15 protein-coding genes are annotated in these 14,187 nt (G+C 70.9%); 9 read left to right on the forward strand and 6 right to left on the reverse strand.

The features are described 5' to 3' along the window. Positions 1 to 211 precede the first annotated feature (211 nt). Entirely contained in the window at positions 212 to 394 is a 183-nt protein-coding gene (locus KCH48_RS06790; RefSeq protein WP_210571217.1) for a hypothetical protein, read from the forward strand. Between the two features lie 145 nt (positions 395 to 539). On the opposite strand, the gene KCH48_RS06795 is transcribed toward KCH48_RS06790, so the two are convergent. The 3 genes from KCH48_RS06795 to KCH48_RS06805 all read right to left on the reverse strand — a co-directional run bounded on the left by KCH48_RS06795 (position 540) and on the right by KCH48_RS06805 (position 2,610). Beyond that, entirely contained in the window at positions 540 to 1,427 is an 888-nt protein-coding gene (locus KCH48_RS06795) for a hypothetical protein (protein WP_210571218.1), read from the reverse strand. A 132-nt stretch (positions 1,428 to 1,559) separates the two neighbouring features. Beyond that, positions 1,560 to 1,856, reverse strand: coding sequence for a hypothetical protein (locus tag KCH48_RS06800; RefSeq protein ID WP_210571219.1), 297 nt, complete (start codon positions 1,854 to 1,856; stop codon positions 1,560 to 1,562). Positions 1,857 to 2,010: 154 nt separating this feature from the next. Beyond that, positions 2,011 to 2,610 (reverse strand): class I SAM-dependent methyltransferase, encoded by a 600-nt coding sequence (locus KCH48_RS06805; RefSeq protein WP_210571220.1) that lies wholly within the window; start codon positions 2,608 to 2,610, stop codon positions 2,011 to 2,013. Positions 2,611 to 2,761: 151 nt separating this feature from the next. On the opposite strand from KCH48_RS06805, the gene KCH48_RS06810 reads away from it, so the two are divergent. From KCH48_RS06810 to KCH48_RS06830, 5 genes are all read left to right on the forward strand, one after another. Beyond that, entirely contained in the window at positions 2,762 to 3,535 is a 774-nt protein-coding gene (locus tag KCH48_RS06810; RefSeq protein ID WP_210571221.1) for an MHYT domain-containing protein, read from the forward strand. A 178-nt stretch (positions 3,536 to 3,713) separates the two neighbouring features. Next, positions 3,714 to 6,227 (forward strand): nitrate- and nitrite sensing domain-containing protein, encoded by a 2,514-nt coding sequence (locus KCH48_RS06815; RefSeq protein WP_210571222.1) that lies wholly within the window; start codon positions 3,714 to 3,716, stop codon positions 6,225 to 6,227. Beyond that, the gene (locus KCH48_RS06820; protein WP_374104658.1) at positions 6,224 to 6,694 is read left to right on the forward strand and encodes a roadblock/LC7 domain-containing protein; all 471 of its coding nucleotides are present in this window, start codon (positions 6,224 to 6,226) and stop codon (positions 6,692 to 6,694) included. Before KCH48_RS06815 ends, KCH48_RS06820 begins: the two co-directional genes overlap by 4 nt. Before the next feature lie 22 nt (positions 6,695 to 6,716). Then, positions 6,717 to 7,127: a DUF742 domain-containing protein gene (locus KCH48_RS06825; RefSeq protein WP_210571223.1), complete on the forward strand. Its 411-nt coding sequence runs from the start codon at positions 6,717 to 6,719 to the stop codon at positions 7,125 to 7,127. Positions 7,128 to 7,241: 114 nt separating this feature from the next. Further along, complete coding sequence (locus KCH48_RS06830; protein WP_210571224.1) at positions 7,242 to 7,847, forward strand: ATP/GTP-binding protein; 606 nt, start codon at positions 7,242 to 7,244, stop codon at positions 7,845 to 7,847. A gap of 14 nt (positions 7,848 to 7,861) precedes the next feature. Here KCH48_RS06830 and KCH48_RS06835 read toward each other — a convergent pair whose 3' ends face one another. Then, complete coding sequence (locus KCH48_RS06835) at positions 7,862 to 8,290, reverse strand: PPOX class F420-dependent oxidoreductase (RefSeq protein WP_210571225.1); 429 nt, start codon at positions 8,288 to 8,290, stop codon at positions 7,862 to 7,864. 94 nt (positions 8,291 to 8,384) lie between these two features. Here KCH48_RS06835 and KCH48_RS06840 point away from each other — a divergent pair, with 94 nt between their 5' ends. Together KCH48_RS06840 and KCH48_RS06845 are read left to right on the forward strand one after the other, a co-directional pair. Beyond that, on the forward strand, positions 8,385 to 8,798 hold the full coding sequence (locus KCH48_RS06840) for a roadblock/LC7 domain-containing protein (protein ID WP_210571226.1): 414 nt from the start codon (positions 8,385 to 8,387) through the stop codon (positions 8,796 to 8,798). Positions 8,799 to 8,919: 121 nt separating this feature from the next. Then, the gene (locus KCH48_RS06845) at positions 8,920 to 9,813 is read left to right on the forward strand and encodes a DUF6397 family protein (protein ID WP_210571227.1); all 894 of its coding nucleotides are present in this window, start codon (positions 8,920 to 8,922) and stop codon (positions 9,811 to 9,813) included. Between the two features lies 1 nt (position 9,814). Here the strand turns inward: KCH48_RS06845 and KCH48_RS06850 are convergent, their stop codons facing one another. Both KCH48_RS06850 and KCH48_RS06855 read right to left on the reverse strand, forming a co-directional pair. Continuing rightward, the gene (locus KCH48_RS06850; RefSeq protein ID WP_210571228.1) at positions 9,815 to 10,681 is read right to left on the reverse strand and encodes an acyl-CoA thioesterase II; all 867 of its coding nucleotides are present in this window, start codon (positions 10,679 to 10,681) and stop codon (positions 9,815 to 9,817) included. A 19-nt stretch (positions 10,682 to 10,700) separates the two neighbouring features. After that, the gene (locus KCH48_RS06855; RefSeq protein ID WP_210571229.1) at positions 10,701 to 13,214 is read right to left on the reverse strand and encodes a DEAD/DEAH box helicase; all 2,514 of its coding nucleotides are present in this window, start codon (positions 13,212 to 13,214) and stop codon (positions 10,701 to 10,703) included. A gap of 145 nt (positions 13,215 to 13,359) precedes the next feature. On the opposite strand from KCH48_RS06855, the gene KCH48_RS06860 reads away from it, so the two are divergent. Continuing rightward, positions 13,360 to 14,154 (forward strand): metal-dependent hydrolase, encoded by a 795-nt coding sequence (locus KCH48_RS06860; protein ID WP_210571230.1) that lies wholly within the window; start codon positions 13,360 to 13,362, stop codon positions 14,152 to 14,154. The last annotated feature ends 33 nt before the right edge of the window (positions 14,155 to 14,187 follow it).

Consider the following 14,187-nt stretch of genomic DNA (forward strand, 5'->3'; position numbering starts at 1 on the left):
GTACAGCACCGCGGCGGTCAGCTCGGCATGATCACGCAGTGATCCGGGTCACTCCAGGCTCCGGCTGGGTATCCACTCCATGCGGACACGGATCTCAGGGGTGCCTCGGGGTCGGGCCTCAGGGGAGTCTCAGGGTCGTGATCCGGAACCGTGGGAAGCGCGGACCCGTTTTCAGGACAGAGAGCGGCCGTGGCCGCGAAGGAGGCGACACATGTCGAAGAACGCGAAGATCGCCGCAGGAGGTGTGGCAGCCGGGATCATCTTGCTGATCTGGCTGCCCTGGTGGGCGGCGCTCCTGATAATCCTGGGAGTCCCGGCAGCCGCGTACCTCACGCTGGACCCCTCGCAGCGGCGCAAGCTGCGCCGCGTCACCCGCAAGGAGCTCGGCCGCTGAGGCATGACAACACCGGTGTATCCCGGTCGGCCGGCACACAGGAGCCGACCACATCGCCGCCCGCGGGCCTGCCGACGGCACGGTCCGCGGGCGGCTCGGTGCCTCGCGGGGACTCACGAGGCCGAGCCCCATGGTCGTGACCCGCTCAGCTGGGGCGTACGGCCATCTTGTCGAGGGCCTCGAGCAGACCCGGCAGCTCAGGTCCCCGGCCCACCGGCATGACCTCGCCGGGCTCCTCGTCGAGCAGCACGAAGGCGATGTCGTCCGTCCTGGCCACCAGGGACCAGCCGGGTCCGTCGGCTCGCAGGGTCCGTGCGTCGCCCGGCGCGAAGGAGGACCGTACGCGGCCGAGCGGCGGGGGCGTGTCGACGTAGGCGCGGGCCTCCGCGAGAACACGCCAGATGCCACCGTGGCCCGGCTTGCCGGTCTCCTCGGTCTCGTCCTGCCTTTGGGCCTTCACGTCCTGCTGGGCCTCAGCCTCAGCCTCGTCCGTGTCCGCGGGCGTCGCGGATGAGCCGTTGGGGCTCGCAAAGTCCGCGTCGCCGAGCTGCTCGCGCCACATCGCCCACTGCCGCGCGATCTCGTCCGCGCCCAGGCGGCGCTGGGCCGGACCCCAGATGCTGGTGTCCGGCGGCACCAGCGGAGGGCGGTCCGCGACATCGGGACCGGGATCGTGCGGCGCGGGCACGCCGGGCGCCGCGACGGCGACCTCGAGCGGCCAGCCGGGCAGTGCGGCCACGACCGTCCGCTCGTCGGGGGACAGGTCGTACTCCATGCCGCAGTCCCAGGTCGCGATGGCCACGGCGACCAGCGACACGTCGTCGATCGCGACCGTCCAGCGGGCGCCGTCGCCGTCCTGGCCGAGCACCAGGCCGTACCCGTCGGCCAGCGGCGCGAGGCCGAGCGCCGCGCAGGCCTCCGGATAGTCGTCGCCCAGTACGCTCGGGAACTTCGCCGGCGTCAGCAGCACCGCCGTGAGCACATAGAGCGCGTCGTCCTCGGCGGCGACGGCGTCCTCGTCCGTCCCGGCCATCCCAGCCTCCCCATCGGTCCGTACAACGGCGCACCCTAGTGCGACCGGAAGGCCGTTGTCACGACTCCCAGGCCCACTCGGAGCTGCAGTTTTCCGGCTCGACGGGGCGAATCGACCACTGGTGCCCCGGCGTCAGGCCGCCGGCAGCCCGAGGAGCGTCCGGGCCACGGTGTGCGGCGACTCGTCGCGTTCCCGCGCGAGCGCGATCACGGCCCGGCACGCCAGCTCGCTCACCCCGAACGACAGTGCCTCCGGCGACACCCAGCCGGCGGCCTCGTCGATCTGTTCCTGGTCGTCCTCGGCGCACGCCGACACATACGCGGCGGCGGCCTCGAACAGATTGTGCGTACGCCTGTCCCGGCCGGTGTCCCGCTCCGCGCGCAAGGCGTTGAGGAACCTGACACCGGACTTGCGGACCCTCCCGAACATGCTGACCACCTTCCCCCTGCGTGGTTGCCACGGCTGATCCTTCATCTCCTGCCCCTCAACGTAAAGTTGGACCCCCGGCGGCAGAAGGGGGACGGCGGGGTGAAGCGTTTCGAGCACGTTCGTTGTGGCGGCGGTCGCCCGGTCGGCGTGAGGCTCAGCCCTCGCGCACGGCCAGCGCAAGGAACCGGGCGTCCTCGTCGACGTACGACGTCATACGCCACCCCGAGCGCGCCAGCAGGGGCCGCAGGTTGGGTTCCGCGCGCAGGTCGTCCGGGGTGATCTGCCGGCCCTGGCGTGCCGCGAGCGCCGCCCGGCCGATGGGGTGGAACAGCGCGAGGGTGCCGCCCTTGCGCACCACGCGCGCCAACTCCCTCAGGTTCTCGTCCGGTTGGGGGAGATGGGCGATGAGTCCAGCCGCGAACACCGCGTCGAGTGATTCCGAGCGCAGCGGCAGCGCGGCGACGTCGGCGAGCAGCAACTGCCCCTCCCGGTCCCGTCCGGCTCGTACGGCGGCCTCCAGCATGGCCGGGGTCAGGTCGGCTCCCAGGACCACTCCGGAGGGCCCCACGGCCGCGCGCAGCGGCGTCAGGGCTCGGCCCGTGCCGCAGCCCGCGTCGAGCACCCGGCTCCCCTCGGGCAGAGCGAGTGCGGCGACCGCGGCCGCGTAGGCCGGCCCGTCGTCCGGAAAGCGGCTGTCCCAGCCCGCGGCGCGGGCGGTGAAGAACTCCTGGACATGTGTGTGGTCGTCGCTCATGTTCCGCATGATCCCTCACCGGCAGGGAGGACGTCGCGGCGCACACGTTCGAGCGTGACGCGATCGTTCAGACACCTCTCTGCGTCATATTCCAGCACCTTTCGAAACGCGCTCCCTTCGCGCGCCCCTGCCCCCCTAGCGTCCCTTGGCCATGGGACACCTGGACCACGCCGCCCTGGGCTGGCTGACACCCGCACTGTCGTACGTCATGGCCTGTATAGGCGCCGCGCTCGGACTGCGCTGCACCGTCCGAGCGCTCGGCGCCACCGGCCGGTCGCGCCGCAACTGGCTCATCACCGCCGCCTCGGCCATCGGAACCGGCATCTGGACCATGCACTTCGTGGCCATGCTCGGCTTCAGCGTCAGCGGCACCGACATCCACTACGACGTGCCGCTCACCATCCTGAGCCTGCTCGTCGCCATGGCGGTCGTCTGCGCCGGCGTCTTCGCCGTCGGCTACAGCCGTGACCGCGGCCGGGCCCTGCTGATCGGCGGACTCACCACCGGCCTGGGCGTGGCGAGCATGCACTACCTCGGCATGGCGGCGGTGCGCCTCCACGGAGACGTCCACTACGACCCGGTGCTCGTCGGACTCTCCGTGCTGATCGCCGTCGTCGCCGCCACGGCGGCCCTGTGGGCGGCCCTCAACATCAAGTCCGCGGTCGCCGTCACGATCGCCTCGCTCATCATGGGGGCGGCGGTGAGCAGCATGCACTACACCGGGATGTTCGCGGTGAGCGTGCACGTCACGCCGTCCGGTGAGGTCCTGCCCGGGGCGACGGCGATGCAGTTCATCTTTCCCCTCGCCGTCGGCCTCGGGTCCTATCTGTTCCTGACCTCGGCCTTCGTCGCCCTGTCTCCCACGACGGACGAGCGCGAGGCATCCGCCTCGGCCCAGCGCCCGGTCGAGAGCGTCGCCCGCTGAGCGGTCTTGCTGAAGTCGGGTGCGGAACCGCGCCCTGCAAGGGGCGCGGGGAACTGCGCGACCAGCCCCCACCGGGCCCGCGGCGAACGAACTGCATATCCAGCGGAGCGCTTGGCGGCGAGTCCACCCCGGAGAGGTCCGGCAGGCACGCCCCGAACGACTTTCGAGCGAGGAGGCCATGCGTACATCCCGAAGGACCCCTGAAGCCGGCGCCGCGCCGCCGCCCGTGCGCGGGCGCCGCGCCCATGCCGGACCGCCCGCGGACGAACGGCGGGACGAACCCGTGGACACGGTGGTGGACGACGCACCCGCGCGCGCGGGGCGATGGAGCATACGACCGCGCACCGTACGCGCCAAGATCGTCTGCCTGCTGATGGTGCCGGTGGTCTCGCTGCTCGCCCTGTGGGCGTACGCCACCGTGAGCACCGCCCAGGACGTCTCCCGGCTGCGGCAGTTGCAGCGGGTGGACTCCGCGATCCGGGCCCCCGTCGCGGACGCCGTCGCCGCGCTCCAAGCCGAGCGCGAGGCCGCCGTGCGGCACGCCACCGATCCGTCCTCGGGGCAGAGCGGTGACATCGCGCGGCTGGCGGAGCGCACGGACCGGGCCGTGCAGGAGCTCCGGCTCGGCAAGGACAACACCGTCGCCGACAGCGAGGAACTGCCCGCCGGAGTGGCCGCACGTCTGGAAGCGTTCGTCACCGCCGCCGAGGAACTGCGCCCCCTGCGCACCGCGGTACGGGACCGGCGCGCGGGCTGGGACGAGACATATCGGCAGTACACGAAGACCATCGCGACGGCCTTCACCGTGGGCGGCGCCCTCACCGGCATCCAGGACGCCGAACTCGGCTCGGACGCGCGCGTGCTGCTCGAATTCTCCCGCGCGGGCGAGGCGTTGGCCCAAGAGGACGTCGTGCTGGCCGGCGCACGCCTCGCCGGTCGCCTCGACGGGGAGCGGATGCGGCTGTTCACCGGAGCCGTCGAAACCCGCCGCACCCTCACCGGGGCAGCCGTCGCGGACCTGCGCGGCCCCGAACGCACCGCCTGGCGGGAGCTCGCCGAGGGCAGTGCCTACGCCGCCCTGGGAGCCGTCGAGAACAAGGTCCTCGCCACCGGTTCGGGTACGCGGGCGATCGACGCGGCACCGGAAGCCACCTGGGACCAGGCGCACGCGCGCGTGCAGGACGCGATGCGCACGATCGAGGAGGACGCCGGGCGCGGCGTCGCCGACCGGGCCGACCCGTTCACGCGCGGTCTGCTCACCACGGCCGGTGCCGCGGTCCTGCTCGGCCTCGTCGCCGTCGCCGCGTCGCTCGTCATCTCCGTACGCATCGGCCGTGCCCTCGTGGTCGAGCTGGTGAGCCTGCGCAACAGTGCCCTGGAGATCGCACGGCGCAAGCTCCCCGAAGCCATGCGGAAACTGCGCGCGGGCGAGGAGATCGACGTCGGCGTCGAGGCTCCGCCAGGTCCGGCCGCGGAGGACGAGGCCGGCCAGGTCGCCGAGGCCCTCGCCACCGTGCACCGCGCGGCGCTGCGGGCCGCCGTGGAACGCGCCGAGCTGGCCAGCGGCATCTCCGGCGTCTTCGTCAACCTCGCCCGCCGCAGCCAGGTCCTGGTCCACCGCCAACTCAGCCTGCTCGACAGCATGGAACGCCGCTCCGACGACCCCAATGAGCTGAGCGACCTGTTCCGGCTCGACCACCTCACCACCCGTATGCGACGCCACGCGGAGAGCCTGATCATCCTCTCCGGCGCGGCACCCGGCCGGGCGTGGCGCATGCCGGTCTCCCTGACGAACGTCGTCCGCGCGGCGGTCTCCGAAGTCGAGGACTACGCGCGCGTGGAGGTACGACAACTCCCCGAGACCGCCGTCATCGGCACGGCCGTGGCCGACCTCACCCACCTTCTCGCGGAGATCGTGGAGAACGCGGCCCAGTTCTCGCCGCCGCACACGCGCGTGCGGATCACCGGCGAGCCCGTCGGCAACGGCTACGTCCTGGAGGTCGAGGACCGGGGCCTGGGCATGGGCAAGGAGACCCTCGCCGAAGCCAACCGCCGTATCGAGCAGTCCGAGGCGCTCGACCTGTTCGACAGCGACCGGCTCGGCCTCTTCGTGGTCAGCAGGCTCGCGGCCCGGCACGGCGTCAAGGTGCACCTGCGCACCTCCCCGTACGGCGGCACGACCGCGGTCGTGCTGCTGCCCACCGGCCTGCTGCACAGCGGCGCGGCGGAACGTTCTCCTCGCAAGACCGCAGAGGCGGAACGACCCGCGGAACGCGAGTACGCGCGCGTGCCCGGCCCGGCCCCGCACCAGGAGTCCGTGACCGCGCCCGCGGACCGCCCCGCACTGGTGGCGCCCGTCGCCACCGCCGCGGACACCGCGGCAGACACACCACCCCCCGGAGTCACCACCTTGCGACTGCACCGCCCGCCGGACGACTCCGAAGCCTCCGACGACCTTCCCCGCCGCGTCCGGCAGGCGAGCCTCGCCCCCCAACTGCGCGACGGACGCCCCGAGGATCCGGAACCACCGGCCGCTCCGTCGGGCGAGGACGAGCGCACACCCGAACTAGTGCGGGACCGCATGGCGTCGTACCGCGACGGTTGGACGCGCGGCGGCGGCAGGCAGCCCGGACGCGGTGCCGCTCCAGAAACCCCGGCGGGCAGCGACAGCAGCGAAGGAGACCCCGCATGATCCAGGACCCGAGCATGAGGGCCGACGTGGGGGTCCCCCCGCTCGAGCGAAACCGAGAGTGGGGGAGGTCGGGCGAACTCGACTGGCTGCTGGACGACTTGGTCCTGCGTGTGAGCGACGTCAGGCACGCCGTGGTGCTGTCCAACGACGGACTGGCCGTGGGCGCGTCCACCGACCTCCGCCGTGAGGACGCCGAACACCTCGCCGCGGTCGCCTCCGGCTTCCACAGCCTGGCCAAGGGCGCCGGCCGGCACTTCGGCGCGGGCGGAGTACGCCAGACCATGGTGGAGATGGACGACGCCTTCCTGTTCGTGGCCGCGGCGGGCGACGGCTCCTGCCTCGCCGTCCTCACCGCCGTCACCGCCGACATCGGGCTGGTGGCCTACGAGATGGCGCGGCTGGTCAAGCGCGTCGGCGAGCACCTCTACACGGCGCCGCGCGTCGCCGCGCGGCCGCCCGCCGGATGAACCGAGAGGGCGGTCCGCGCACATGACCGATCACCTGACGGGCGCCCCGCGGGAGCAGGGCAGCCAGTGGTACGACAACGAGGCCGGGCCCCTCGTCCGTCCGTACGCCATGACCGGCGGACGTACCAAACCCGGCCCCACCGGAGTGCGGTTCGACCTCATCGCCCTCGTCACCCTGGACGCGGGCGCACCCGGATTCGACGACACCGCCCTCGGCCCGGAACACCGCGCGCTCGTCGAGCTGTGCCGCACCGAGACCCAGTCGGTCGCGGAACTCGCCGCGGGCGCCGATCTGCCCGTGGGCGTGGTGCGCGTACTCCTGGGAGACCTGCTGGAACTCGGCTGCGTCACCGTCAGCCGCCCGGTGCCCCCGGCGCAGCTGCCCGACGAGCGGATTCTGCGCGAGGTGATCGAGGGATTGCGGGCGCTGTAGATGAACGTTCGGAAACCGGCCAATAGCGGTCCAACCCCTCAAGAGAAAGCCGCAGTTGCCATGATGCTGGCGTCACACGTCGACCGTTGCCGGCACTCCCGAGAGAAGTGATCGATGGTCTCCGAGAACTCCGACGCCCAGGACGGCGAGTCCGCCCCTCTGGCGCTGAAGATACTGGTCGCCGGCGGATTCGGCGTGGGCAAGACCACCCTGGTGGGCGCGGTCAGCGAGATCAAGCCGCTGCGCACCGAGGAACTGCTCAGCGAAGCCGGCCAGGCGGTGGACGACACCGACGGCGTGGATCAGAAGGTCACCACGACCGTCGCCATGGACTTCGGACGGATCACCATCCGCTCCGGCCTGTCCCTCTACCTCTTCGGTACGCCGGGCCAGGACCGCTTCTGGTTCCTGTGGGACGAGTTGTCGCAAGGCGCCCTCGGCGCTGTGGTCCTCGCGGACACCCGGCGCCTGGAGGACTGCTTCCCCGCCGTCGACTACTTCGAGCACCGGCACATCCCGTTCGTGGTGGCCGTGAACTGCTTCGCCGGCGCCCGCGCATACGGCGCCCACGATGTCTCCCGCGCCCTCGACCTCGACCAGGGAACACCCGTGGTGCTCTGCGACGCCCGCGACCGCGACTCGGGAAAGGAGGTGCTGATCCGACTCGTCGAGTACGCCGGGCGCATGCACACCGCCCGGCTCCTCGACTCCGTGGGCTGAGAGGGGAGTTCGGCTCAGTCAGCGAGGCCCTTCTCCGCCAGGACCTTGTCGATCGTGACGCGGACGAGGAGTTCGCCGGGGACGCCGTTGCGCTCCCCGAACTCCTCGGCGCGCTCCTCGCCCATGTACCGCGCGCCGATCCGCGCGGCCCAGTGACGCAGCTGAGCCAGATCCTCCGAAATGTGGGCGCGACCGGTCAGTATCACGTAGCCGAACGGCGGCCGGTCGTCGTCCACGCACAGCGCGACACGCCCATCACGGACCAGATTGCGCCCTTTCATACTCTTGCTGCCGGTGTTGAACACCACGTCGTCGCCATCGAGCACGAACCAGATCGGCGCCACATGTGGGCTCCCGTCTGCCCGGACGGTCGACAGCTTGCCGGTGCGGGTGCCGTACGAGACGAACGCCCGCCATTCCTCATCGGTCATCTTCTGTGCCATGCCCCCATCCTCCTTGCCCCGACGCCGGGTCGTCCGGAAGGGTGGCCGACAGATCCTCCAGCCAGGGGGAGACATCACACGGGGAGAGCAGATCATGGCGCAGAACCAGGGACTCGACTGGCTGCTGGACGATCTGACCGAGCGCGTCGAACAGGTGCGGCACGCATTGGTCCTGTCCAACGACGGGCTGGTGACGGGAGCGAGTACGGGCTTACGACGCGAGGACGCGGAACACCTCGCCGCCGTCTCCTCCGGGCTGCACAGCCTGGCCAAGGGCTCGGGACGCCACTTCGGCGCGGGCAGGGTGCGCCAGACCATGGTGGAGTTCGACGACGCCGTCCTGTTCGTCACCGCGGCCGGCAGCGGCAGCTGTCTGTGCGTCCTCAGCGGTGCGGAGGCCGACATCGGCCAGATCGCCTACGAGATGACCCTGCTCGTCAATCGTGTGGGCGAGCACCTCGGCGTGGACGCCCGCCAGCCCGAGCGCTTCCCGTCCCCAGAAGCCTGACCTGCGCCTATTCCATCCTCCGTGGAGTTATCCACAGGCTCGCCACGAGATCCGCCGGACCGGCTACGGTTTTTTCACGGCGAACGCACAGGGCGTGAGCCGCTGACTCCACGGGGGAGACATGTCTGGCGACACCATCACGAAACCGCACCGACTTTCCTGGGCGCCGAGCCGCGCCGCTCGCGAACTCGGACTGAAACGGCGCGAGTTCGACCTCGCCGTGCACCTCGGACGCATCCGGACCGTGCCCGACGAGGGCGGCGGGGGACGTCGTGTGGCCCAGCAGGAGATCGAGCGGCTTCGCGCCGAAGAGGGTTTCCCGGAGAGGCTGCTCAGCGCCGTCGAGGCGGTAGGGGCAACGGAAGGCGCCCGCATCATGGAGGTGACCGCGGGGAGGTTCACCCGCCTTGCCCGGCTCGGCCTGGTGGTCCCGGTCTCCTTCTATCTCAACCGCTACCGAGCGATCGTCTGGCTCTATCTGGCCGAAGAACTACGTCAGTTCGCGGCCGACGAGAAGAACGCTCAGCTGCTGAACGGCCGAACACCCGAGGGCCTTCGCGACCAACTGGGCGCAGGGCTGGACCTACGGCCCCGCAACTGGCGCGGACGTCACCTGGGATTCCTGCTGCGGCAGGCCGACGACCCCTGGCAGCATGCCGGTGCCGTGGCCGCCCTGCTCGACCCCGTCCAGATCGCGGAGATCGTCACAGACCCTTATGAGCGGGCGCACCTGAACAGGTTCCGGCCCGCACCGCCCGCACACGGCGCACCCGGATCGCCCGCCGCGCACCTCGCCGAGCGGATCATGACGGCGGACGACGCGGACGAGATCAGCTGGCTCCGGGCGGACCTGACCCAGGCGCTGGACGAGGCGCGCAGGTACCGCCCCGCACCACGACCGAAGGCGAAGCACCCGGGACCTCCCGCCGCCCCGCCCCGCACTCCCGCTCCGACCGAGGAGCCCAGGCGGTCACGAGGAGGACTGCTGGGCTGGCTGCGCCGCAGAGGAGAGTGACCTACAGCGCCCGGAACAGCCCCTCCTGGACGACGGAGACCAGCAGCCGTCCCTCCACGTCGTAGATGCGCCCACGGGCAAGGCCCCGACCGCCCGTCGCGATCGGTGACTCCTGGTCGTAGAGGAACCATTCGTCCGCGCGGAACGGCCGATGGAACCACATGGCGTGGTCCAACGACGCCATGTCGAAGTTCCGCGGCCCCCACAGGGGTTCGACCGGGATCCGGACGGCGTCCAGGAGGGTCATGTCGCTGGCGTAGGTCAGCGCGCAGGTGTGCACGAGCGGGTCGTCACCGAGCGGCCCGACCGCGCGCATCCACACGGCGCTGCGCGGCTCGGCGTCCTTGACCTCCTCGGCGGTCCAGCGCAGCCGGTCCACATAGCGGATGTCGAAGGGCTGACGTCGGGCCATGCGCTCGAACTGCTCGGGCAGCGCGCCCAGATGCTCCCGGACCTCCTGCGCCACCGTCGGCAGGGACTCCGGGTCCGGGACCTCGCGGGCCGGCGGCAGCTGGTGCTCGAAGGGACCTTCCTCAGGCTTGTGAAAGGAGGCGGTGAGATTGAAGATCGTGCGGCCCTGCTGCACGGCGGTGACCCGACGGGTGGTGAACGACCGGCCGTCCCGGACCCGCTCGACCTGGTACACGATCGGCACGCCCGGCCGGCCCGGGCGCAGGAAGTACGCGTGCAGCGAGTGCACCGGGCGCTCGCCGTCCGTGGTGCGCCCGGCGGCGACCAGCGCCTGGCCGGCCACCTGCCCGCCGAAGACCCGTTGCAGGGACTCCTGCGGGCTGCGGCCCCGGAAGATGTTGACCTCGATCTGCTCCAGGTCGAGCAGGTCGACAAGCCTCTCGGCCGGATTCGTCATGGGTGAATTTCTCCTGTGCTCACAGCTGGCCGACGTCGGTGACACGGACGATCGCACGGCCTTCCGCGTCGGAGGCGGCGAGATCGACCTCCGCGCTGATGCCCCAGTCATGATCGTCGTTCGGGTCGTCGAAGATCTGGCGCACGCGCCACAGGCCGTGCTGCGGTTCCTCCTGGATGACGAGCAGCTTGGGGCCGCGGGCGTCGGGGCCGGTGCCGAGGTCGTCGTACTCGTCCCAGTACTTGTCCATCGCCTCGCCCCAGGCGTCCGCGTCCCAGCCGGACTCCGCGTCCATCTCTCCCAGCTCCTCGACCTGGTCGAGGGCGGCCAGCTCGACGCGGCGGAACAGGGCGTTGCGGACCAGGACCCGGAAGGCGCGCGCGTTCGCGGTCACCGGCTTGACCTCGTCGGCCTTCTCCTGGGCCTCCTCGGCGGTCATCTCCTCCGGGTTGGCGAGCTGCTCCCACTCGTCCAGCAGGCTGGAGTCGACCTGGCGCACCATCTCGCCGAGCCACTCGATCAGGTCCTGCAGATCCTCGGACTTGATGTCGTCGGGGATGTTGTGGTCGAGGGCTTTGTAGGCGGAGGCGAGGTAGCGCAGGACGATGCCCTCGGTGCGTGCCAGCTCGTAGAAGGACACCAACTCCGTGAAGGACATGGCCCGTTCGTACATGTCGCGGATGACGGACTTCGGCGACAGCGGGTGGTCGCCCACCCAGGGGTGGCTCTTGCGGTAGGTGTCGTAGGCGTGGAAGAGCAGCTCTTCCAGAGGCTTCGGGTACGAGATGTCCTGGAGCCGCTCCATGCGCTCCTCGTACTCGACACCGTCCGCCTTCATCGCGGCCACGGCCTCGCCCTTCGCCTTGTTCAGCTGGGCGACGAGGATCTGCCGGGGGTCGTCCAGCGTCGACTCGACGACGGACACCATGTCCAGCGCGTACGAGGGCGACTCGGGGTCCAGCAGCTCGAACGCGGCCAGGGCGAACGTGGACAGCGGCTGGTTGAGCGCGAAGTCCTGCTGGAGATCGACGGTGAGGCGCACGATGCGGCCCGAGGCGTCCGGCTCGTCGAGCTTCTCGACGATGCCGCCGTCCAGCAGCGAGCGGTAGATGGCGATCGCCCGCCGGATGTGCCTGAGCTGCTGCTTGCGCGGCTCGTGGTTGTCCTCCAGGAGGTGCCGCATCGCCTCGAAGGCGTTGCCGGGCCTGGCGATCACCGACAGCAGCATCGTGTGCGTCACCCGGAAACGCGAGGTCAGTGGCTCCGGATCGGAGGCGATGAGCTTCTCGAAGGTGTTCTCCGTCCACCCGACGAAACCTTCGGGCGCCTTCTTGCGGACCACCTTGCGGCGCTTCTTCGGGTCGTCGCCCGCCTTGGCGAGCGCCTTCTCGTTCTCGACGACGTGCTCGGGCGCCTGCGCCACGACGAAGCCCGCCGTGTCGAAACCCGCGCGCCCGGCCCGCCCCGCGATCTGGTGGAACTCACGGGCGCGCAGCGTGCGCACGCGCGTGCCGTCGTACTTGGCCAGCGCCGTGAACAGCACCGTGCGGATGGGGACGTTGACGCCCACGCCCAGCGTGTCGGTGCCGCAGATGACCTTCAGCAGACCGGCCTGCGCGAGCTTCTCCACCAGGCGCCGGTACTTGGGCAGCATGCCGGCGTGATGGACACCGATGCCGTGCCGGACGTAGCGCGAGAGGTTGCGGCCGAACTTGGTGGTGAAGCGGAAGTTGCCGATCAGCTCGGCGATCTGGTCCTTCTCCTCGCGCGAGCACATGTTGATGCTCATCAGCGCCTGCGCCCGCTCCACGGCCTGGGCCTGGGTGAAGTGCACGATGTAGACCGGCGCCTGCTTGGTCTCCAGCAGCTCGGTCAGCGTCTCGGTGAGCGGGGTGAGTTTGTACTCGTAGGACAGCGGCACGGGACGGGTCGCCGAGCGGACCACCGCCGTCGGGCGGCCGGTGCGCCGGGTGAGGTCCTCCTCGAACATCGAGACATCGCCGAGCGTGGCCGACATCAGGACGAACTGCGCCCGCGGCAGTTCGAGGATCGGGATCTGCCAGGCCCAGCCCCGGTCGCCCTCCGCGTAGAAGTGGAACTCGTCCATCACGACCTGGCCGACGTCGGCGTTCTTGCCGTCGCGCAGGGCGATCGACGCGAGCACCTCGGCGGTGCAGCAGATGACGGGAGCGTCGGCGTTGACGGACGCGTCGCCGGTGAGCATGCCGACGTTCTCGGTGCCGAAGAGTTTGCACAGCTCGAAGAACTTCTCCGAGACGAGCGCCTTGATCGGGGCGGTGTAGAAGGTGACCTCGTCACGGGCGAGGGCGGCGAAGTGCGCACCCGCCGCGATCAAGCTCTTGCCGGACCCGGTGGGCGTCGACACGATCACATTCGCGCCGGAGACCGCCTCGATCAGCGCCTCCTCCTGGTGGGGATAGAGGGTGAGGCCGCGCTCCTGGGTCCACGACTCGAAAGCCTCATAGAGAGCGTCGGGGTCGGCGGTCGGCGGCAGCTGATCGATGAGGGTCACGCCCCCATCTTGCCTGCCCTACTGCCCGATGGGGGAATCGGATGCGGGCCCGAAGATCGCGAACGCTACGCTGTCTCGCCGGCGGAGCGTCAGCGCACCCGGTCAACTGGACAGTGGCACACGAGGAATGGGGCGGGCAACGGCCATGATGGGACCAGCACACTCACTGTCGGGGGCCGCGGCCTGGCTAGGCGTCGGAGCGGCGGCGGCCGCGACAGGGCACACGATGCCGTGGCCGGTGCTCCTGGTGGGCGCCCTGATCTGCGCCGGCGCCGCGCTCGCCCCGGACCTCGACCACAAGGCGGCCACCATCTCGCGGGCCTTCGGACCGCTCTCACGCGGGCTGTGCGAGATCGTCGACAAGCTCTCGTACGCCGTCTACAAGGCCACGAAGAAGCAAGGCGACCCGCGCCGCTCCGGCGGGCACCGCACGCTGACCCACACCTGGCTGTGGGCCGTCCTGATCGGCGCGGGCGCCTCGGTCCTGGCGATCACCGGGGGGCGCTGGGCGGTGCTGGCGATCCTGTTCGCGCACATAGTGCTGGCCATCGAAGGCCTGCTGTGGCGGGCGACGCGTGGATCCAGCGCCGATGTCCTGGTGTGGCTGCTGGCGGCCACCAGTGCGTGGATTCTCGCGGGTGTCCTGGACGAGCCGGGCAACGGCGCGAGCTGGCTGTTCACCGAGCCCGGCCAGGAGTACCTGTGGCTGGGCCTGCCCGTCCTGCTGGGCGCGCTGGTGCACGACATCGGGGACGCCCTGACGGTCTCCGGCTGCCCGATACTCTGGCCGATCCCGGTGGGGCGCAAGCGCTGGTACCCCATCGGCCCGCCGAAGGCCATGCGGTTCCGGGCGGGCAGCTGGGTCGAGCTGAAGGTGCTGATGCCGGCCTTCATGCTGCTCGGGGGCGTGGGCTGCGCGGCGGCGCTCAACTTCATCTGAACTCGCCGTCACCAGGCAGGGGCACGGGTCGCC

Source organism: Streptomyces sp. GESEQ-4 (assembly GCF_017948455.1).
Taxonomy (GTDB): Bacteria; Actinomycetota; Actinomycetes; order Streptomycetales; family Streptomycetaceae; genus Streptomyces.